Here is a 22,380-nt window from a genome sequence, read left to right on the forward strand (position 1 = left end):
TCGTGTTTGCGCGGCCGGGCGGGCCGCCGGCGGGTTTCAGTGCCGCGCCACCAGCGCCGCGCGCAGCCGTTCGCGTTCGTCGGGCGCGGCCTCGACCAGATAGCGGATGTCGCCCGCGACGGCGGCGGCCACGGGCAGTCCGTCGCGGTACAGAACGCGATTGCCCGCCAGCGCGGGAATCTTTTCGCCGGGCAGCAGCACGCCCGCCAGGTTCAGCGGATCGGCGGCGCAGACGCAGGCCAGTTCGCCGCCGGGCTCGCGGCGACGGATGCCGCGCAGCAGCGGAATGGCCTCGGGCAGCGCGAACTGTTCGCCCGCCAGACCGGCCACGAAGCGGCCGCCCCGTACGTCGCCGCGGGCCTCCAGGCGGTGGAGCACGGGCAGCAGTTCGCGCCACGGCGGCAGCCATCGCGCCTCGCGTTCCAGCAGGCGCCAGAACACGACGCCGTAGCGGCGCAAGAGGACCTGGGCGATGTGTTCCAGGACTTGCGGGTCCGTGCGCTGGCGCTTGCCGGGCGCCACGGGTGCGGGGGCGGCGGGCCGGCGCAGCAGCGCCCAGCGGCCGGCCTGGTCCATCTGGTTCAGGGCCGTGCCGTGGCGCGAGCGCCGCCGCTGGTGGGCGGTGCGTTGGGACGCGGGGACCAGCAGCGCGCGCAGGCCGGCGTAGCTGTCGGCGTTGGCGGCGCCCGCCGCGACCAGTTCGCCCAGCGCGGTCTCCAGTTCGTTGGGCAGCAGCCGGGTGTCGCCCAGCAACTCGTCGAAGAACATGGCGCCATGGCTGGCCAGCGCGTCATGGGCCCGCTGCGCGCGCGGCGACAGCTCGGCCTGGTGGTCCGGTGGCACCAGTGCCTGCCAGGGGCCCAGATGGCGTCGCGGCAGCAGCACCATGGGGGTGGCGCGAACCGGGCTGGCCGCGGCCTTGCCCTGGCCGGCCAGGCGCATCCAGACAGCCTTGCCGGCCTGGCTCAGGTCGTCCAGCCAGCCGGGGGAATAGGCCTCCAGCCGCGCCGGCAGGATGTCCGCTTCCCAGGCGCCGGCGGCGGCCTCGTAGCCCTCCAACTGGTCGATGACCTGCGGCAGCGAGCCGGGGCCGTGCAGCCGGGCCTCCGGCGCGACGTGCTGCCATTCCAGCAGGAAGCGCATGAAGTCCTGCCGCTCGACCGGTTCGATCTCGCGGCGCAGGCGCTTGATGGTGTAGCGGTGGATGCGGGCCAGCAGGTGCCGTTCGCACCATTCTTCCCCCCGCGCCTGCGGATGGAAGCGGCCGCGCATGACGTAACCTTCGGCTTCCAGCCGGGCCAGCGCCACGGCCACGTCGGCCTCGGGCAGCAGGAGATCCGCGGCGATGCGCGGCAGCTCGAGCGGGCCGAATCCGGTCAGCCGCGCGCGCACGACTTCGACCAGGGCGGCCTCGGCTTCCCACGGTTCGTCGCAGCCGGCGGGCGGGGCGATGTCCGGTTCGGCGCGGGCGTCCGGGTAAAGCGCGCGCACGCAGGCCAGGCGCTCGACCGGCACCCACAGGGCGGCGTCCGGCCGCACGCGCAGCCGCGTTGCCCGGCCTTCCCGGGCCAGGGGGTCCAGCCAGCCGAGCCAGCCGTCGTTGGCCGCCGCCTCGGCCTCGGTCACGCAGGCCAGGCTGGCCAGGGCTTCCTGCATTTCATCGGTGCCGCGCACGTCGGGCCAGGCTTCGGCGGCCACCGCTTCGATGGCGCCGGCGTCCAGGGCGCCCAGGTCGTCCGCCGACTCGGGGTCGGTCCAGCGGCGCGCCATCACGGCCTGCGTGCGGCGTTCCTCCAGCGGCGCATCGTCCAGGAAGGCGTAGGGCCGCGCGCTTAGTATCTCCATGGCCAGGGGCGACGGGGTGGGCAGGTCGCGCGCCACCAACTCGACCTGCTGCTTCTCGATCCGGCGCAGCAGGCCGAGCCAGCCTTCGGCGTCCATCGCCTCGTGCAGGCAGTCGCCGATGGTCTGCGCGACCAGCGGATGGTCGGGAATCTCGCGTTCCCCGACCACGTTCTCCAGGCAGGCGGCCTGGTCGGGGAAGACCGCGGCCAGCAGGTCGTCGCTTTTCATGCGCTGTAATTGCGGCGCGACCTTGCGACCGCCGACGTAGCGCGGCAGCGCCAGCGCGGTGGTGGCGTTCCAGCGCCAGCGCACGTTGAACAGCGGCGCGTCCAGCAAGGCCTGCACCAGCAGGTGCTCGGCCGTGTTCGAGCGCAGGTAGCGCCAGACTTCGTCCAGCGGGAAGCTGTGGCTGGTGGACAGCGACAGCACGATGGCGTCCTCGGTGGCCGCGGCCTGCAGCTCGAAGTTGAAGCTGCGGCAGAAGCGCTTGCGCAGGGCCAGGCCCCATGCGCGGTTGAGCCGGCTGCCGAAAGGGGAGTGCACCACCAGCTGCATGCCGCCCGATTCGTCGAAGAAGCGTTCCATGACCAGGGTGTCATGGGTGGGCAGCCGGCCCAGCGCCGCCTTCGCGCGGGCCAGGTATTCGACGATCTGGCGCGCCGCCGACGCGTTCAGGCCGATCTCGTCCATCAGCGCCTGGATGGCGCCCTCGATGTCGGGCGCAGCCTGACCCGGGCGCGCCAGCAGTCGGTCGACCCGGGCGCGCAGGCGCGAGACGCCGGTCGACAGTTCGTCGCTGCGGCCGGGCGCCTCGCCCAGCCAGAACGGGATGCTGGGGGCGGCGCCGTGCGCGTCCTCGACACGGACGCGGCCGGCTTCCACGCGCAGGATGCGGTAGGACGTATTTCCCAGCTGGAAGACGTCGCCGGCCAGGCTTTCGACCGCGAAGTCCTCGTTGACCGTGCCCACCATCAGGCCCTGCGGCTCCAGCAGCACGGTGTAGTCGGCGTTGTCGGGAATGGTGCCGCCCGAGGTGACCGCGGTCAGCTTGCTGCCGCGCCGGCCGCGCAGGGCGCCCGCGACCAGGTCGCGGTGCAGGTAGGCCGCGCGCACGCCCTGGCGGCCGGTATAGCCCTCGGCCAGCATGCGCAGCACGGCGTCGAAAGCCGGGCGCTCCAGGTCCGCATAGGGCGCCGCGCGCCGCACCAGCGCGTACAGCGCTTCCTCGCTCCACTCCTGGCAGGCCACCTCGGCCACCAGTTGCTGGGCCAGCACGTCCAGCGGCGCGACAGGCACGTGCAGGGCGTCCAGTTCGTCGCGCCGCACGCAGTCCAGCAGGGCCGCGCATTCGATCAGCTCGTCGCGCGAGGTGGGGAACAGGCGCCCCTTGGGAATCCCGCCCACGTGGTGGCCCGAGCGGCCCACCCGCTGCAGGAAGGCCGAGATCGTGCGCGGCGAACCGACCTGGCAGACCAGGTCCACGTCGCCGATGTCTATGCCCAGCTCGAGCGAGGCGGTGGCGATCAGCACGCGCAGTTCGCCGCGCTTGAGCCGCTGCTCGGCATCGAGCCGGTGTTCCTTGGCCAGGCTGCCGTGGTGGGCGGCCACCGCTGCCTCGCCCAGGCGCTCGGCCAGGTGGCGGGCGGCCCGCTCGGCCATGCGGCGGGTGTTGACGAAGACCAGCGTGGTGCGGTGCTGCGCTACCAACTCCGCCATGCGGTCGTACACCCGGTCCCAGACGTCGGTGGCCATGACGGCCTCCAGCGGCACGGGGGGCAGTTCCAGGTCCAGGTCGCGGCGCCGCGCATGGCCGATGTCGACGATCTCGCAGGCGTCGGCGTGGGCGGGGCCGGCCAGGAAGCGCGCCACGGCCGACAGCGGCTTCTGCGTGGCCGACAGTCCGATGCGCACGGGCCGTCTGCCGCACAGCGCATCCAGCCGTTCCAGCGTCAGGGCCAGGTGGCTGCCCCGCTTGTTGCCCGCCATGGCGTGGATCTCGTCCACGATCACGCTGCGCACGTCGGCCAGCATGCGGCGTCCGCTGTCCGAACCCAGCAACACGTACAGCGACTCGGGCGTGGTCACCAGGATGTGGGGCGGGCGCTTGCGCATCGCCTGCCTGGCCTGGGCCTCGGTGTCGCCGGTGCGCACGGCGGTGCGGATGCCGGGATCGGGCAGGCCCAGGCGCTGCAGTTCCGCGGCGATGCCTTCGAGCGGCGCCTGCAGGTTGATGCGGATGTCGTTGGACAGCGCCTTCAGCGGCGAGACGTACACCACCATGGTGGCGTCCGGCAGCACGCCGCCGGCATCCACCCCCATCCGTACCAGTTCGTCGATGGCGGCCAGGAAGGCGGTCAGGGTCTTGCCCGAACCGGTGGGGGCGGCCACCAGCGTCGAGCGGCCGGCGCGGATGTGCGGCCAGGCGCGGCGCTGGGCCTCCGTGGCCGAGCCGAATGCCTGGCGGAACCACGCGGCCACGGCGGGGTGGAAGCCGTGCAGCGCGTCGACGGGATGGCGGGCGATGGTCATGCCCGACTATATGGGGGCGGCGCCGCGCATCGCAACCTGGGGCCATGACGTGGTCCATGGCCATCGTTACCGCGCAGCCTCCCTAGAAAACCCTAACTGTTTATAAAAACATACTATATGTGTGTTAGAGTGCGCGCAGGAGTCGTGAGCCGGCATGAACCGGCCGCGGCGGGCGACCCAGAACATCGTCAGGAGACACAAGCATGAAAGGCGTCCTTTTCCCCACGCGGCTCGCGCTCGCCGTGACGTTGGCGTTGGCGGCCGCGACGGCCCAGGGCCAGGCGGCGGGCAAGGCGGAGGGCGGCTATCCGTCCCGGCCCGTCAGGATCGTCGTGCCGTATACCCCGGGCACGAGCGCCGACACGCTGTCGCGCCTGTTGTCCGAGAAGCTGGCGGCGCGGCTGGGCCAGAGCGTGGTGGTCGAGAACAAGCCCGGCGCGGCGGCCGCCATCGGCACGGCCTATGTGGCCAAGGCCGCGCCCGACGGCTACACGCTCATGATGTCCCTGAACACGCACGTCATCACGCCGGCCTCGCGCAAGACACCCTACGACCCGGTCAGGGATTTCGCGCCCATCGGGCAGATCGCCTCGGGCCAGATGCTGGTGCTGACGCATCCGTCCGTGCCGGCCAAGACCTTTCCGGAGTTCGTCGCCTACCTGAAGAAAATGGGCGACGAGGTCAGCTACAGTTCGCCGGGCCCGGGCTCGACCACCCATCTGTATTCCCTGGTGCTGCAGGACATGCTGGGAACGAAGATGCGCCACATCCCGGCCAATGGCATGGGCGTGGCGGCCATGGACGTCATGCAGAACAGCTCGACCATGCTGATCAGCACGGTCGAGGCCTCGCGCGCGAACGTGGCATCGGGCAAACTCAAGCCCATGGCGCAGACCGGCAAGCTGCGCTCGCAGCTGGTACCCGACCTGCCCACCGTGGCCGAGTCGGGCTACCCCGACTACGACCTGTCGATCTGGGTGGGCATGTACGCGCCGGCGGGTACGCCCAAGGCCATCGTCCAGCGCCTGCATGACGAGATCGGCGCCATCATGGGCGCGCCGCAGATGCGCAAGGACCTGCTGGAGAAGGGCTACGACGTCGTGCTGACTTCGCCCGAGGAATTCGCCGAGCTGAACCGCAAGGAATTCGCGCGCTGGAAGGACGTGGTCGCGCGCCACGGCCTGCAAGGGGAATAGGTCCTAGCGCGCCCTGCGCGTGGGCCGGCGCGGGGCGCGCGCGGCGACGATGGCGTCCAGCCCCGCGAACGCATAGGTCTTCAGGTGCGCGGCCAGGTCCGCCGCCGGCTGCTGGAACAGCGCCTGGATGGGGCTGTTCATGTCGCGATGGACGATCAGCAGCACCATGCAGGGCGCCATGACGCTCAGCACGCAGCGGGTCAGCGCCGGGTCCCCCGCGGGGATGCCGGTGATCTCGCCGATGATGGCGCTGATGAGCCCGAATTTCGGCAGCGCCTCGGTATCGATGATGCCGGCCAGGTGGGGCGAGGGCGCCAGCACCTCGCGCGCCCACAGGCGGATGTGCCAGCTGTCGGCATTGAGCAGGCTGGCGGTCAGGCCATCCAGGAAAATTTCCAGCTTGTGCCGTGGGGGCTGAGCGCTGTGCGCCAGCCGCGTCAGATAGTCCAGGCTGACCAAGTGTTTGTGGACTTCCTTCAATAAAGCCAGGTAGAGGCCGTCGCGGCTGCCGAAATGGTAGTTGACCGCGGCCATGTTGCATTGCGCCCGCTCGCAGATGGCTTTGCTGGTGGTGTCCGCGTAGCCCCGTTCGGCGAACAGTTGCCCGGCCGTCTCCAGGATGCGGGCGCGGGTGGCTTCGCCATCCGTGCGCGGCGCGCGGACGGGTATCGACGAACGGGACGTGACGGCCATGCGGAAAGGCGCCGGAAAGGGCGCGCAAGTGGACACGTAAAAATCATACATCAAATTGAAATTTGAGTTATATAATTTGCCGACCGACGGTTTCCAAAGGGCGGCGGCGATGAAGAAGGTGCTGGCAGGTGGCGTGCTGGTAGCGGTGGTGCTGGCGGGGGCGGCGTGGTATGCCTTGCGCCCCGCGCCCGCCCGGGATGGCCTGACGCTCTACGGCAACGTCGATATCCGGCAGGTGGCGCTGGCGTTCGACGGCAGCGACAGGGTGGCCCGGATGCGGGTCGAGGAAGGCGACCGTGTCAAGGCCGGCGACGTCCTGGCGGTGCTGGATGATCGTTCGCTGCGTTTGCAGGAGGCCCAGGCCCGCGCGCGTATCGCCGTGCAGGAGCAGGCGCTGCTGCGGCTGCGCAACGGCACCCGGCCCGAGGAAGTGGCCCAGGCGCAGGCGCAGGTGGCGTCGGCCCAGGCGGAAGCCGAACTGGCGCAGCAGCAACTGGCGCGCCTCCGTGGCATCGCCGCGAACACCGGCGGACGCGGGGTCAGCCAGCAGGACCTGGACAATGCCGAGTCGCGCCTGCGGGTGGCGCGCGCGCAATGGGACAATCGCAGCAAAGGGCTGCAACTGGCGCGTGTCGGACCGCGCAAGGAAGACATCGCGCAGGCCGAGGCGCAACTGGAGGTCTCGCGGGCCGAGCTGGCGCTGATCGCCTACCGCCTGGAACAGACCGAATTGAAGGCGCCGACCGACGCCGTCGTGCGCGCCCGGCTGCTGGAACCCGGCGACATGGCCTCGCCCCAGCGTCCCGCCTACACGCTGGCGGTGACCGATCCCAAATGGGTGCGCGTCTATGTGTCGGAGCCGCAGCTGGGGCGCGTCAGGCCGGGCATGGCGGCCGATGTCTTCACCGACAGCCAGCCCGACCGGCCCATCGCCGGACGTATCGGCTACATCTCGTCGGTGGCCGAATTCACGCCCAGGAACGTACAGACCGAGGAACTGCGGACCAGCCTGGTCTACGAGATGCGCGTGCTGGTGGACGACCCGCAGGACCGGCTGCGGCTGGGCATGCCGGCCACCGTGCGCATCGCGCCGGACCGGCAGGGCGACGGAGCGCCGGCCAGATGAGCGAAGCCGCCGTCGTCGTGGCGCGCGACGTGCGCAAGCGTTTTCCCGCCGCGCGCGGGGGACGCGAGACCGTGGCGCTGGACGGCATCTCGCTGGACGCGCCCGCCGGCGCGCTGACCGCGCTGGTCGGGCCGGACGGGGCGGGCAAGACGACCCTGCTGCGGCTGGTCGCCGGCCTGATGAAGCCGGAGGGATCGCTGCGGGTGCTGGACGTCGATGTCGCCGCGGATCCGCAGGCGGTGCAGAATCGCATCAGCTACATGCCCCAGCGATTCGGCCTGTACGAGGACCTGAGCGTGCAGGAGAACCTGGACCTGTACGCGGACCTGCACGGCGTGTCCCGGGAACAACGGCGCGGGCGCTATGCCCGCCTGCTGGAGATGACCGATCTCGGCCGCTTCACCGCCCGCCCCGCGGGCAAGCTGTCGGGCGGCATGAAGCAGAAGCTGGGGCTGGCCTGCACGCTGGTCCGGTCGCCGGAACTGCTGCTGCTGGACGAGCCCACGGTGGGCGTGGACCCCTTGTCGCGCCGGGAGCTGTGGCAGATCGTCCAGCAATTGGTCGACGACGAGCGCCTGTCCGTCATCGTCAGCACCACCTACCTGGACGAAGCCGAACGCTGTGCCCGGGTGTTTGTGCTGCATGAGGGCAGGCTGCTGGCGCAGGGCCGGCCCGAGGACATCCGCCGTCCGGCGCAGGGGCTGTGCTTCGTGGCGTCGCCGCCGCCGGGCGAGCCGGCGCGGCTGTTGCAGGCGCGCCTGCTCGACGACACGGACCGCATCATCGATGCCGTGCCCCAAGGTGGCGAGGTGCGGGTGATCCGCCGCCAGGCGCAGCGGAAGGAAACCGCGCAACAGCCGGGGCACGCGCGGGCCTGGCGGCCGGCCGAGGCCCGGCTGGAAGACGGCTTCATGGTGCTGCTGCGGGAACGCCAGCCGAAGGCGGGCGCGGCGGCGCCGTCGACTGCGCCGTACGCGCAGGCCGCCAGCGATGAGCCCATCATCGAGGTCCGTGACCTGGTGCGCAAGTTCGGCGATTTCGTCGCCGTGGACCGCACCAGCTTCACGGTGAACAAGGGCGAGATATTCGGACTGCTCGGCCCCAACGGCGCGGGCAAGACGACGACCTTCCGCATGCTGTGCGGCCTGCTGCCCGCCAGCAGCGGTTTCCTGCGGGTGGCGGGCGTGGACCTGCGGACCGCGCCCGCGCGGGCCCGGCGCCGGGTCGGCTACGTGTCGCAGCGGTTCGCGCTGTACGGCAACCTGAGCGTGATGGAAAACCTGACGTTCTTCGGCAGCGCCTACGGCCTGCACGGCGAGCGCCTGCGCGCGCGCATCGCGGCGGTGCTGGCGCAGTTCGGCCTGGAGGCCCAGGCGCAGGCGGCCAGCGGGCGCCTGCCTGGTGGCTACCGGCAGCGGCTGGCGATGGCGGTCGGCCTGCTGCACGAGCCCGACATCCTGTTCCTGGACGAACCCACCAGCGGCGCCGATGCGCTGGCGCGGCGCGAGTTCTGGCGCCGGATCACGACGCTGGCCGCCGACGGCACGACCATCGTCGTGACCACGCACTTCATGGAAGAGGCGGAGTACTGCGACCGCATCGTCATCCAGGATGCCGGGCGGCTGCTGGCGTTGGGCACGCCGCAGCAGGTGCGTAGGCAGGCGGGCGAGACGGACGCGCATCGCATGAACATGGAAGAGGCGTTCATCGGCATCGTCGAGCGTGGCCGCAAGCGCGAGACCGCGGAGGCCCAGGCATGAGCGCATCCTTTTCCAGCGGTTTCTGGCGTCGCCTGGTCTCGCTGACCCGCAAGGAGGTGCGCCAGTTGCTGCGCGACCGCGCCAACCTGATGATGGGCATCGCGCTGCCCATCGTCCTGATCCTGATCTTCGGCTATGGGCTGTCGCTGGACGTGAAGAACGCGCCCGTGGCGGTGGTGCTGGACGATGCCTCGCCGGTCGCGCGCGACGTGGTGGCAGGACTGTCCACGCCGGGATACCTGGCGCCGCGCGTGGTCGGGTCGGCGCACGAGGCCTACGCCCTGATGCGCGCCCGGGAGGTGGACGCCGCCGTGCTGGTGCCGGCGGACTTCTCGCGGCGGCTGGCCGCCGGCGATGCGCAGGTGCAGGTCCTGCTGCAAGGCGCGGACGCCAGCCGCGCGACGATGATACGCGGCTACGTCGTCGGCGCGCTGGCGTCGTGGAGCCAGAAACGGGCCGACCGCGGCGAGGCCGCGCGGCCGGCCATGGGCCAGGTCCAGGCGGTCGACCGCATGTGGTTCAACGCCGCCAACGACAGCACCTGGTATCTGGTGCCGGGGCTGATCGTGCTCATCATGACGCTGGTCGGGGCCTTCCTGACCGCGCTCGTCATGGCGCGCGAATGGGAGCGGGGCACGCTGGAGTCGCTGTTCGTCACGCCGGTGCGGCCGGTGGAAGTGCTGCTGGCCAAGATCATTCCCTATTTCTGCGTGGGGATGATAGGGCTGGCACTGTGCCTGGCCGCGGCGGCCTTCCTGTTCCACGTGCCCATGTACGGATCGCTGCCGGTCCTGCTGCTTAGCGCCATGCTCTATCTGTTCGTCGCGCTGGGCATCGGCCTGGTGATCTCGTCGGTGACCCGCAACCAGTTCCTGGCCAGCCAGGTGGCCCTGATCGCGAGCTTCCTGCCGGCCCTGATGCTGTCCGGATTCATGTTCGACCTGCGCAACGTACCCACGGCCATACGGGTCATCGGACAGATCCTGCCGGCCACCTATTTCATGGAATTGATAAAGTCGCTGTTCCTGGCCGGCAACAACTGGCCGCTGATCGCCAGGAACTGCGCCATCCTGGCGGCCTACGCCGTCGTGCTGCTGGGCGCGGCGCGGCTGGTCACGCGCAAGAGGCTGGATTGAGCATGGACGCCTTCATCGACTTCTGGCAGCGCCTGGTCCAGCTGTGCCGCAAGGAATTGCTGGCCATCCTGAAGGACCCCGCCAACCGGGCCATCCTGGTCGTTCCCGCCTTGCTCCAGAGTTTCGTGTTCGGCTATGCCGCGACCTACAACCTGACGAACGTGCCGTACGCCGTGCTGGACCAGAGCCAGGGCGCGGCGTCGGCCCGGCTGCTGGCGCGCCTGGACGGCACCGGGGTCTTCCACCGCGTCGCCACGCTGACCGCGCCCCGCGATATCGCGCGCGTGGTGGACGCCGGCGACGCGCTGCTGGTCCTGCAATTCGGACCGGACTTCGAGGCCCGCCTGGCTCAGGGCCGGAATGCCCCTTTGCAGCTCATCCTGGATGGCCGCAACTCGACCACCGCGGGCCAGGCGTCGGCCCACGTCGCCGAGATCGTGGCGGCCTACAACGCCGAGCTGCGCGGCGGCGGCATGCCGGTTACCGCCGTGCCGCGCGTCTGGTACAACCCCAACCTCGAGACGCGCTGGAACATCATGCCGGCCCTGATCGCCGCGCTCAGCATGATGCAGACCCTGATGCTGACCGCGCTCTCGGTCGCGCGCGAGCGCGAGCAGGGCACGTTCGACCAGTTGCTGGTGACGCCCTACACGCCCATGGAGATCATGCTGGGGAAGGCCGTGCCTCCGGTCCTGATCGGCCTGGTGCAGTCGTCCATCATCCTGTGCGTCGCGCTGTTTTGGTTCCGCATTCCCATGGCCGGATCGCTCGCGACGCTGTACGCGGGCCTGGCGATCTTCACCGTGGCCTGCGTGGGGATAGGGCTGTCCATCTCCGCGGTCTCGGTCAACATGCAGCAGGCCATGCTCTACACCTTCGTGCTGATCATGCCGCTCATGCTGCTGTCGGGCCTGGCCACGCCGGTGCGCAACATGCCCGACGCGCTGCAGTTCGCGACCCTGGCCAATCCGCTGCGCTTTGCCATCGATCTCGTGCAGCGGGTGTACCTGGAGGGCGCCGGGCTGCTGTCGTTGTGGCGCAACCTCGTGCCCATGTTCGTCCTGGGCGCGGTCACGCTGCCGCTGGCGGCGTGGCTGTTTCGCCATCGTCTGGTTTGACTGGAGGCAAGCATGGCATGCGATCCCATCCGCCGGCCCGGGGCCCGTCCCTTCCTGCAAGCGGCCGTGCTCGCGTCGGTCCTGGCCGGCTGCGCGGCCGTGGGCCCGGATTTCCTGGCGCCCACGGCCGCGCAGCCGGCCGATTGGGACAGCTGGCGCAGCGGTCCAGACAGCCTGCGCGATCCCATCTCCACGGCGGCGCCGCCGGACCGCTGGTGGGAGTCCTTCCACGATGCGCGGCTGGACGCGCTGCTGGACCAGGCGCGCGAGGCCAGTCCGGACCTGCGCACCGCGGCGCTGCGCTTCGCCCAGAGCCGGCTCATGCGGCAGACCGTGGCCGCGCAGCGGGGGCCGGACGTGGGCCTGTCGGCGGGCGTGTCGCGCCAGCGCCAGAGCGAGTACGGCGCCGGCACCCGCATGCTCGACGCCATTGCGCCGAACAACCGTGAGCAGCTCGTCTCGGTGCTGAGCGATCCGTTCACGCTGTACCAGGCGGGCTTCGATGCGTCCTGGGAAATCGACTTGTGGGGACGGGTCGCGCGATCGATCGAGGCGGCCGAGGCCGACGTGGACGCGTCGGCGGCGGCGACGGCGCAGGCGCGGCTGTCGGTGGCGAGCGAGATCGCCCGCAATTATTTCGAGCTGCGCGGCGCCCAGACGCAGTTGCGGTGGCTGCAAGAGGACATCGCCACGGCCCAGGCGTCCCAGGACATCCTGCGGGCGCGGCGGGACGGCGGGCAGATCGACGCGCTGGACGTATCGCGGCAGGAGGCGCTGCTGGCCGACCTGAGCGGGCGGCTGGCACCCCTGCGCGCACAGGAGGCCGCGGCGGCCAACCGCATCGGACTCCTGGTCGGCCAGCCGCCCGGCGCGCTGCGGGACGTGCTGAGCGAAGCGCGGGACGCGGATGCCGCCATGCCAGATCTGGCGCTGGGGCTGCCTTCCCAGGTGGCGCTGCGCCGGCCCGACATACGCGCGGCCGAGGCCCGGCTGCACGCGGCCACGGCCGACATCGGCATCGCCACGGCCGACCTGTATCCGCGCATCGTGCTGGGCGCGAGCTTCGGCTACGAGTCGTTCAAGGACGGCAAGTTCGGCGAATGGGGCAGCCGGCGCTGGTCGGTCGGACCCAGCCTGTCGCTGCCGCTGTTCGACCAGGGGCGCCGCCGCAGCACCGTGGCGCTGCGCGAACTGGCGCAGCAGGAGGCGGCGGTGTCCTACCAGCAGACGGTACTGCGTGCGTGGCAGGAAATCGACGATGCCTTGACCGGTTATGCCGCCGAACGCCGGCGCAATCTGGAATTGCAGCGCAAGCTGCGCGCGAGCGGCGACGCCCTCGACCTGGCCCGGGCACGCCACGCCGGCGGGCTGACCGATTTTCTGCCGGAGCTCGACGCCCGGCGGACCCTGTTGCAGGCCAGGCGCGACCTCGCGCAAAGCGACAGCCAGCTGCGGATCGGGCTGGTCGCGGTCTACAAGGCCATAGGCGGGGGCGGGCAGGTCGCGCCGCGGGCTCCAGGCTCCTGATCGCGACATCTGTTACGAATCCGCGAGCCCGCGCCCCGCCTGCTTTCCGGCCCGGCGGCAGGGTGCTGCCTTTCCATCCCCTATTGCCAGATGCCGCCTGCCGCCTTAATTTGGAGCCATCGGGGCGCCCCGAGCAAGGACAAGGACCATGATCTATCGCAAACCGTCCAATGCCATGTGGATCGACGCGGTCAGGCTGCTGGAGCAGGCGGACAACCTGCACCGCCAGTTCTTCCGTCCGGGCCACGGCGGCCCCCAGGGGCCCACCTGGGAGCCCCCCATCGACATCTTCGAGACCGGCCGCGCCTTGTCGGTGCTGGTCGCGCTGCCCGGCGTCGCGCCCGACCAGGTCCAGGTGCTGATCGACGGTGCGATGCTGACCGTGGTGGGCGAGCGCCCCTTGCCCGCGCCGGCCGAGGCCCACATCCGCCGCATAGAAATTCCCTACGGCCGCTTCGAGCGGCGCATCGCGCTGCCGCCGGGCGCCTTCGAAATCCGGGAACACAGGATGGTGGATGGCTGCCTCCTGCTGACCCTGCTCAGACTGGGATAGACCGGCGGCACGCCGCAACTCGAACCGGGGACAGGTAAGAAGCCATGGCAAACGAATTTCGAGACCAACAATCGGGGCAGGAACGGCAGGAGGCGCAGGGCGCTCAGCCCGCGAACCAGGGGCCCGCGCCGTCGATCGCGCTGCCGTCGGACGCGCTGACGCTGATCCCGGTGCGCAATCTCGTGCTTTTCCCGGGATTGGTGGCGCCTATTTCCATCGGCCGCGACAGCACCGTGCGCGGCGCGCAGGAAGCCGCGCGGGCCAGCCGCCAGGTCGGGGTGGTGCTGCAGCGCGACGCGGAGGCCGAGGAACTGGGCGACGGCGACCTCCATCCCATGGGGACCGTGGCCAACGTGATGCGCTACGTGACCACGCCCGACGGCACGCATCACGTCATCTGCCAGGGCGTGCAGCGTTTCCGCATCATCGAACTGCTGCAGGGCTATCCGTTCATGGTGGCGCGGGTCCAGCGCTTCGAGGATCCCGAGATCATGACCTCGGACATCGAGGCGCGCCTGATCCAGCTCAAGGCGCGCGCGCTGGACATCCTGCAACTGCTGCCGCAGGCGCCGGCGGAACTGGCCGGCTCGATCCAGAACATGACATCGGCGCCGCTGCTGACGGATTTCATCGCCGGGCTGATGGAGATCAAGCCCGAGGAAAAGCAGGACGTGCTCGAGACCGTGGACGTCGTGGCCCGGGCCGACAAGGTGCTGGCTCTGATGATGCACCAGATCGAGGTGCTGCGCATCAGCCGCGACATCGACCAGCAGACCAAGGCGCGCTTCGAGGATCGCCAGCGCGAGGTGATGCTGCGCGAGCAGCTCAAGACCATCCAGCAGGAACTGGGCGAGACCGAGGGCAACGGCGCCGAACTGGCGGAGCTGGGCGAGCGCATCGCCCAGGCAGGAATGCCGGAAGAGGCCGAGAAGCAGGCGCGCAAGGAACTCAAGCGGCTCGAGGGCATACCCGAGGCATCGGGCGAATATTCGATGATCCGCACCTACCTGGACTGGCTGATCGAGCTGCCCTGGTCGGTGTCCACCGAGGACCGCATCGACATCGCCGAAGCCCGCCGCATCCTGGACGAGGACCACTACGGGCTCGACAAGATCAAGCGCCGCATCCTGGAATACCTGGCCGTGCGCAAGCTCAATCCCACCGGCAAGAGCCCGGTGCTGTGCTTCTCGGGGCCGCCGGGGGTGGGCAAGACTTCGCTGGGCCAGAGCATCGCCAAGGCCACAGGACGCAAGTTCGTGCGGCTGAGCCTGGGCGGCGTGCACGACGAGGCCGAGATACGCGGCCATCGGCGCACCTACATCGGCGCGCTGCCGGGCAACGTGATCCAGGCCATTCACAAGGCGGGTTCCAACAACTGCGTGATGATGCTGGACGAGGTGGACAAGCTGGGCGCCAGCGCGCAGGGCGATCCCGCCGCCGCGCTGCTGGAGGTGCTCGATCCCGAGCAGCACGACACTTTCCGCGACAACTACCTGGGCGTGCCGTTCGATCTTTCCAAGGTCCTGTTCATCGCGACGGCCAACGTGCTCGACGGCATCCCCGGTCCGCTGCGCGACCGCATGGAGATCATCACGCTGCCGGGCTACACCGAGGAAGAGAAGGCCCAGATCGCGCGCCGCTACCTGGTGCCGCGCCAGCTCGAGGCCAATGGCCTGACGCCCGCGCAAAGCGAGATCACCGACGCGGCCATCCACGAGGTGATCAACGGCTATACCCGCGAGGCGGGCGTGCGCAATCTCGAGCGGGAAATCGGCAGCACCTTCCGCCATGCCGCCATGAGCGTGGCCGAAGGGACCGCGCAGCACGTGCGCATCGACGTGGACGAGGTGCACGCGATCCTGGGCGCGCCGCGCTTCGAAAGCGAGATCGCCATGCGCACCGGCATGCCGGGCGTGGCCACGGGCCTCGCCTGGACGCCGGTCGGAGGCGACATCCTGTTCATCGAGGCCAGCCGCACGCCGGGCAGCGGCAGGCTGATCCTGACCGGGCAACTGGGCGAGGTGATGCGCGAAAGCGTGCAGGCGGCCCTGACGCTGCTCAAGGGCCGGGCGGCTTCGATGAACGTCGATCCCGCGCTGTTCGAGCACAACGACATCCATGTCCACGTGCCCGCGGGCGCGATTCCCAAGGACGGCCCCAGCGCCGGGGTGGCCATGTTCGTCGCGCTGACCTCGCTGATGACCGACAAGCCGGTCCCCGCGGACCGGGCGATGACGGGCGAGATCAGCCTGCGCGGGCTGGTGCTGCCGGTCGGGGGCATCAAGGAAAAGGTACTGGCCGCGTTGCGGGCCGGCATCAAGACCGTGCTGTTGCCGGCGCGCAACCGCAAGGACGTCGACGACATTCCCGAAGAATCGCGCAAGCAGCTCCAGTTCATTTTCCTGGAGACGGTCGAGGATGCGATCCGCGCGGTGACGCCGGCGGAAAAGCAGGGGGAGACCGTCGCCGGTTGATGGCCGGATGGTCATTCGTCGGCTGGGAATGTCGATTCGTCCGCCGGGGTTGCGGTGTCGGGATCCTGACAAATAAGATCGTTCGCGTACGACAAACGCACGGTTTCGGTCGTTTGCCGAGTTCTCGCGCATGGGACCTGTACGCATATGACGACGTCTCCGTATTTGCCGACCCCGGCCGCCGCCGGCGGCTTCATCCGCCCGCTGTTCCGGCCCAATCTCGTGGCGGCGGCCGTGCTTGCCGCCCTGTCGTCGCTGGCCGGGACCGTGCAGGCCCAGGTCGTCCACGACTACCGGGGCACGGATGGCTCCTGCTGCCATGACCACAACGGTTCGGACGGCAGCAACGGTACCGATTTCGTCGGGGCGTCCGATTCGTCGCTGAACGTCTCGATCGGCACTGGCACCGCGGTCTTCGTGGACGTGAGCGGCGGCCATGGCGGCAACGGCGAAGGCTCCACCGATCCGGACGATACGAACTACAACCACTGGGGGGGCAACGGCGGGCAAGGCGCGACGCTGGGCTACGACCTGCTGTACAGCACCCTGCGCAGCGGCGAAATCGGGCTGCGCGCCGCCTCGCACGGCGGCAATGGCGGCAGGTGGGCGATCCAGAGCGGAGGGCGGCGCTACGGCGATGCCGGAGACGGCCACGACGCGGGTGTCGTGGTCTCGGGCACGGGGATCACCGCCGGGGTCTACGGCATATGGGTCGATTCCCTGGGCGGTGTGGGCCAGGAGCCCTCGATCCGGGACGCCCTGCCGTCCGGCGATTCCGGACGCGGCGGCAATGCGGGCGCGGCCAGCGTGACCCTGAGCTACGGATCGTCCGTAACGGTGTCCGGCAGCACGGGGCAGTCGGAGACCGCCGGCATACTGGCCCAGTCCGTGGGGGGCCAGGGCGGGGACGGCTTTCACGGCGGCGTTGGCGGCGGGCACAGCACGGCGGGGCAGGGCGGCGATACCGGCGACGTCAGCGTCAGCATCGACGACAGCAGTTCCGTCACCACCAACGGCACGGGCACGGCAGGCGTGATCGCGCGTACCCAGGGCGGCCAGGGCGGAGGCGCGGAAGGCGGCGAGCAGGGTACGCCGGCCCAGGACGTGCGCGCCAATCGAGGCGGGAACGCCGGACACGTGACGGTCTCGAACGCGGGCGCCATCACGACGCGCGGCACGTCGTCCGCCGCCATCCTGGCCAGCAGTCTGGGCGGCAGAGGGGGGGATGGCGGCGCCGGATCCTGGTCGTCCGGGCACGACGGCGGCGACGGCGGCTCGGCCAGCGGCGTCTCGATCACCAATTCGGGCCGGATCGCCACCTACGGCGATTACTCCAACGGCATCCAGGTCCGGGTCGCCGGCGGCGACGGCGGCAAGGGCGGGGACGGCGGCCTGTCGGGCCACAGCGGCAGCGGCGGCGCCGGCGGCGGCGTGGGCGCGCTGGCCTACGACATCACCAACAGCGGTTCCATCGCCATCGCCGGCGCGGGGGCCGAAGACGACGACGGGACCACGGGCACGGGTTCCTTCGGCATCGTCGCCCAGGCGTCCGGAGGCCAGGGCGGCGACGGCGCGCAGGCCGCGGGGTGGTTCGTCGTGGGCGGCAACGGCGGCGGCGGAGGCAATGGCGGCGCCGGCCGCGTGACCAACACCGGCAGCATCTCCACCACGCGCGACCAGAGCGGCGCGGTGATCATGCAGAGCGCCGGCGGTGGCGGCGGGGTGGGTGGCGATGCCGACAGCACCGGCCTGATCGTATCGATGGCGGTGGGCGGCCGGGGCGGTGTCGCCGGCGATGGCGGCGAACTCTCGCTGACGTCGTCCGGACGGATTTCCACGCAGGGCGCCGGCTCCACCGGCGTGATGCTGCAAAGCATAGGCGGTGGCGGTGGGCACGGCGGGTCGGCCAAGGCGGCCTCGGTGGGCGTGCTGGCCGGGGTCGCGCTTTCCACCGGCGGAGACGGCGGGGCGGGCGGCGCGGGTGGGCATGTCGACATCGAGCTCGATCCGGGCAGCTCGGTCGCGACCGCGGGCGCCGTCAGCAGCGCGGTGGTCGGCCGGTCGGTCGGGGGCGGAGGCGGCAACGGCGCCTTCGCGGAGTCCGTGCAGGCGACCATCGCGCCGGAACTGGGGCCGGACATCCCGTCGGGCACGGCCAGCATCCACGTCACCGTGGGGGGCCGCGGCGGTTCGGCGGGCAACGCCGGAGAGGTCGACATCGACAACGCCGGCACGGTGGCCACCACCGGACACGAGAGCCACGGCATCTTCGCGCAAAGCAGCGGCGGCGGAGGCGGCAACGGCGGCGTGGCGGCCGCGCCGCTGCGGCCGACGACCATAGGCGCATCCAGCTTCACCATCAGCTACGGCGTCACGACCGGCGGCGAGGGCGGCAGCGGCGGACACGGCGGCGCGGTCTCGGTGCACAACCGGGGCGGCGGCGCGATCACCACCACCGGTGACCATGCCATCGCCGTGCTGGCGCAAAGCGTGGGCGGCGGGGGCGGCAACGGCGGCCTCGTCCAGCAGGAGACCGAGCGTTCGTTCGAACCCGTGGTCAGCTCGCCCACGGCATTCCTGGAGACGCTGACCAAGGTTTCCGAATGGCTGGAGGAGGCGCCTCACTCGATCTCGTTCGGCGGCCTGAGCTACGCGCTCGATGCCCGGGTCGGCGGCAACGGCGGCAGTGGCGGCAACGGCGGCAACGTCACGATCGCCAACGACGGCGCCATCGCGACCCACGGCCTGGCGTCGGCGGGCATCGTCGCGCAAAGCGTCGCCGGCAGCGGCGGGCGGTCCGGCGCCATCGGTTCGGCGGGCGCGTCCAGCCTGTTGTCCGCCATCGACACCCTGCTGAAGGCCGCCAACGAAGGCGTCAGCAACGTGGTCTCGCTGGCGCCCTCGATAGGCACCAATCTGGCGGTGGGCGGGAATGCCGGCGACGGCGGGCAGGGGGGCGCGGTGCAGGTGACCAATACCGGGACGGTTTCGACCACCGGCAAGGCCGCGTCCGCCATCCTGGCGCAGAGCGTGGGCGGCGGCGGGGGCGTGGGCACGGTATCGGAGCAGGACCTGGCCGAACTGGCGAAAGCGCATGGTGGCGACCAGGCCGCCGAGATCCTGGAGAAGATCAACAAGATCGCCGAACTGCTGGCGTCCAAGGGCATGTCCCTGACCCGCAACATCAACGTGACCGTGGGGGGCGGCGGAGGGGGCGGCGGCAATGGCGGCCTGGCCACCGTCGACGCCAGTGCGGCGGGCAGCGTGGTGACGACGATGGGCGACCATGCGCCCGGCATCGTGGCGCAAAGCGTGGGCGGGGGCGGCGGCAAGGCCGAGGTGTCCAGCTTCCTGGCCGGAGCCGGCGGGCTGCTTACCCCGGCGGGACAGACGGGCGCGCCGCTGACGATCACGATGGGGGGCAACCGGACCTTGTCGGGTTTCGTTTCGGAGGCGGCGGTGATGAGCGGCGGCGGTGCCTCGGTCACGACGGGGCAGGTTCGCACGCAGGGCGACGACGCGCCGGCGGTGATCGCCCAGAGCGTAAGCGGCGGTGGGGGACTGGCCTCGATCAGCATGGACGGCCTGGATGCCGCGGGGCTGGCTGCCGGGAGCACGGCACAGGCGCCGGTGGTTTCGCTGGGCGGGAAGATCGGTGTGGTGGGCGGGTTCTCGATTCCCCCCATCGACGCCGGCGACGCGACGGTCACTACGACCGGCGGCAACATCGTCACGTCCGGCGTGCTGTCCCATGGCGTGATGGCCCAGAGCGTGGGCGGCGGGGGCGGCGCGGCGACGCTGGCCAGCAGCGCGGCGGCGGCGCCGCTGCTGGCGCCGGCGCAGGTGACGCTGGGAATGGATGCGTCGAACCAGGAGGCCATACGGACCGACGGCGGACACGTTGCCGTGACCACCGGCAAGTATGACGAAGGCGCGAGCACGATCGTCCACACGGTGGTCCAGACCTCCGGCGACCTGGCCTTCGGCGTGCTGGCGCAGAGCGTGGGCGCGGGGGGCGGATACGTGGGCCTGCTCAGTGGCGGACAGGCCCAGGCACCTGCCAGCGTCGCGCTGGGGGCGCTGGGCGGCGCGACCGGAGATGGAGGCCAGGTCGATGCGCACGTGGTGGCCAACAGTTCCGTCAATACCCGGGGCAGGAATGCCGTGGGCGTGCTGGCGCAGAGCGTGGGCGGCGGGGGTGGGATGGCCGGCCTGTCGACGCGAGCGGGAAGCACGACGCTGGCCGCACCGGCGTCGCAGGGCTCGGGCGCGGGGGGCGCGGTCAACGTGAACGTCGAAGGTTCCGTGCTGACCGAAGGCGCGGGCGCCATCGGCGTGCTGGCGCAGAGCGTGGGCGGGGGCGGAGGCCTGGCCGGGGACTTTTCCTCGGTCAGCTACGACGACAACCTGGTCAAGACCGTCGACGTGGCGGGGGGCGGCGGCAATGGCGGCGCGGTCGACGTGCAGGTGGGAGTGATGGTGGCCACGCAGGGCCGGAATGCGCCGGCCATCGCCGCGCTCAGCCTGGGCGGCGGCGCCGTCTTCTCGGAAGCGGGCATCCAGGTGCGAGGCAGCGGCGGCGGAGCGGGCAGTGCCGGCGGCGCGATCAACATCGGGCTGGGCACGGGGTCGCTGGTCACCGCGCAGGGCGGCGGCGCGCCGGCCATCCTGGCGGTAAGCGCCGGCAGCGCGGCGCAGAACAGTGGCGGTGCCGTCACGATCGGCGTGGGCGCGTCGTCGGCCGTGTACGCGGACCTGGCCGGCGGTACGGCGATCCGGACGATCACCGACAACGCCACCACGGTCTCCAACCAGGGCCTGATTTCCGGCGCGACCGCGATCGATGCGTCCGGCCGGGTGGCCGTGGACAACTACGGCCTGTTCATCGGCAGCGTCACGAGCGGCGACGCTGCCCACGGCTCCTTCGTCAATCACCCGGGGGCGGTGCTGGCCAGCGGCCAGCGGCTGGATGCCTCCCTGGTCAACCAGGGCGTGTTCAACCCGGGCGGTCCGGTCGACCAGCACGGCGCGTACCAGACGACGTTCATGCAGGGGTTCACGCAGGCGCCGGGAGGCGTCTTCCAGGCCGACGTCGATTTCAGCGCGGGCGGGCTGGCCGACGTGATCGGCGTGAGCGGGCCGGCGCAGCTCGGCGGCAGCCTGCTCGTGCTGGGCCGCAACCTGGCCGGCGGCCAGCCCATGCTGATCGCCCAGTTCGACGTCACGCCCACGGGCGCGTTCAATCCTGCCGGGCAATCGCCGGTCGTCAACTACGACGTGTCGCTGACCGGCGACGGCCAGCTGTGGGTCACGCCCAAGGCGAATTTCCGTCCGCAGAACCTGGGCCTGACCGCGAACCAGGCCAGCATCGCCGGCTACCTGCAAACCCTGTGGGACCGTGGCGACCGCGGCCTGACGACGCTGTTCGATCCCTTTGCCCGGCTGGAAGGCACGGATGCCTACGTGAAGGCGCTGGGCGCAGTAGCCTCCGACGCGGCGCTTAGCCGCGCGAGCAACCGCACCTACGAACTGCACTCGGCGCTGGACCGGATGATGAGCTGTCCCTACTTCAGCGATCAAAGCGTCCAGCTGGCCGAGGGCGAATGCGCATGGGCGCGTGTGATAGGCGGCCGCTTCGACCGTTCGGCGTCCGCCGACGGCGCGGGCTACGACAACCGGCAGACCACGGTTCAGTTCGGTGTGCAGCGCCAACTGGCGCCGGACTGGTTCCTGGGGGCCTCGGCCAGCTACAGCCGCACCAACACCTATTCCGCGGACAACACCGTGCGCATCGCCAGCGACAGTTTCCATGCCGGCCTGGCGCTGAAGCGGCAGATCGGGGCCTGGCAGTTCGCCGGCGCGCTGATGGGCGGCTACGAGGAGTCGGACCAGGCGCGAAGCATCGTGCTGCCGGGCATGGCCGCGCGGGCGACCAGCAAGCCCGATTCCTACCAGTTGGCGGCGCGCGCCCGGGCCGCCTATCAGTTCTCGTTCGGCGACTGGTACGCCAAGCCGTATGCGGACCTGGACCTTATCTACGATCGCACGCCCGGCTACAGGGAGTCGGGGGCGGGACCCTTCGATCTGGTCCACGACGCCAGCGACCGGTGGAGCGCGGTGCTGACACCCAGCATCGAGTTCGGCGGCAAGGTCAGTATGGGCAAGGCGGTCGCGCGTCCCTATCTCGCGCTGGGCGTGGGGGTGGTGGCGGGGCGCAAGGTGTCGACCGATGTGCGGCTGGCGGTGGCGCCGCAGGATGCGTTCACGCTGTCGACGCGTGTGCCGGGAGTATTCGGCAGCGCGACGGCCGGTGTCGAGGTGATGTCGGCCGATGCGTGGTCGCTGCGGGCGGAGTACGGGATCCAGGCGGGCCAGCACCTGGTGGCGCAGACGGCCAGCTTGAAGCTGGGTGTGCGGTTCTAG

Annotated in this window: 11 protein-coding genes; 9 read left to right on the top strand and 2 right to left on the bottom strand. The window is 70.8% G+C overall.

Annotation, left to right across the window (positions count from 1 at the left end):
- Positions 1 to 36 precede the first annotated feature (36 nt).
- On the bottom strand, positions 37 to 4,374 hold the full coding sequence (locus tag EV675_RS13670; RefSeq protein ID WP_130357750.1) for a DEAD/DEAH box helicase: 4,338 nt from the start codon (positions 4,372 to 4,374) through the stop codon (positions 37 to 39).
- Between the two features lie 203 nt (positions 4,375 to 4,577).
- Here EV675_RS13670 and EV675_RS13675 point away from each other — a divergent pair, with 203 nt between their 5' ends.
- Positions 4,578 to 5,570 (top strand): tripartite tricarboxylate transporter substrate binding protein, encoded by a 993-nt coding sequence (locus EV675_RS13675; RefSeq protein ID WP_130357751.1) that lies wholly within the window; start codon positions 4,578 to 4,580, stop codon positions 5,568 to 5,570.
- A gap of 3 nt (positions 5,571 to 5,573) precedes the next feature.
- On the opposite strand, the gene EV675_RS13680 is transcribed toward EV675_RS13675, so the two are convergent.
- Entirely contained in the window at positions 5,574 to 6,263 is a 690-nt protein-coding gene (locus EV675_RS13680; RefSeq protein WP_130357752.1) for a TetR/AcrR family transcriptional regulator, read from the bottom strand.
- A gap of 109 nt (positions 6,264 to 6,372) precedes the next feature.
- Here EV675_RS13680 and EV675_RS13685 point away from each other — a divergent pair, with 109 nt between their 5' ends.
- From EV675_RS13685 to EV675_RS13720, 8 genes are all read left to right on the top strand, one after another.
- The gene (locus EV675_RS13685) at positions 6,373 to 7,389 is read left to right on the top strand and encodes an HlyD family secretion protein (RefSeq protein ID WP_130357753.1); all 1,017 of its coding nucleotides are present in this window, start codon (positions 6,373 to 6,375) and stop codon (positions 7,387 to 7,389) included.
- Positions 7,386 to 9,149: an ATP-binding cassette domain-containing protein gene (locus EV675_RS13690; protein WP_130357754.1), complete on the top strand. Its 1,764-nt coding sequence runs from the start codon at positions 7,386 to 7,388 to the stop codon at positions 9,147 to 9,149. The genes EV675_RS13685 and EV675_RS13690 overlap by 4 nt, the downstream gene beginning before the upstream one ends.
- The gene (locus EV675_RS13695; RefSeq protein ID WP_130357755.1) at positions 9,146 to 10,285 is read left to right on the top strand and encodes an ABC transporter permease; all 1,140 of its coding nucleotides are present in this window, start codon (positions 9,146 to 9,148) and stop codon (positions 10,283 to 10,285) included. The genes EV675_RS13690 and EV675_RS13695 overlap by 4 nt, the downstream gene beginning before the upstream one ends.
- Before the next feature lie 2 nt (positions 10,286 to 10,287).
- Positions 10,288 to 11,403 (top strand): ABC transporter permease, encoded by a 1,116-nt coding sequence (locus EV675_RS13700; protein WP_130357756.1) that lies wholly within the window; start codon positions 10,288 to 10,290, stop codon positions 11,401 to 11,403.
- 12 nt (positions 11,404 to 11,415) lie between these two features.
- A complete protein-coding gene (locus EV675_RS13705; RefSeq protein ID WP_130357757.1) occupies positions 11,416 to 12,930 on the top strand; it encodes an efflux transporter outer membrane subunit in 1,515 nt (504 codons plus the stop codon).
- Positions 12,931 to 13,078: 148 nt separating this feature from the next.
- Positions 13,079 to 13,483 carry an Hsp20/alpha crystallin family protein gene (locus EV675_RS13710; RefSeq protein ID WP_130357758.1) on the top strand — a complete coding sequence of 135 codons (405 nt, stop codon included), beginning with the start codon at positions 13,079 to 13,081 and terminating at the stop codon, positions 13,481 to 13,483.
- 44 nt (positions 13,484 to 13,527) lie between these two features.
- On the top strand, positions 13,528 to 15,957 hold the full coding sequence (gene lon / locus EV675_RS13715) for an endopeptidase La (RefSeq protein WP_130357759.1): 2,430 nt from the start codon (positions 13,528 to 13,530) through the stop codon (positions 15,955 to 15,957).
- A gap of 147 nt (positions 15,958 to 16,104) precedes the next feature.
- Positions 16,105 to 22,380, top strand: a complete 6,276-nt coding sequence (locus EV675_RS13720; protein WP_130357760.1) for an autotransporter outer membrane beta-barrel domain-containing protein — start codon at positions 16,105 to 16,107, stop codon at positions 22,378 to 22,380.

It is taken from the genome of Pigmentiphaga kullae (genome assembly GCF_004216695.1).
GTDB classification, from domain to species: domain Bacteria; phylum Pseudomonadota; class Gammaproteobacteria; order Burkholderiales; family Burkholderiaceae_B; genus Pigmentiphaga; species Pigmentiphaga kullae.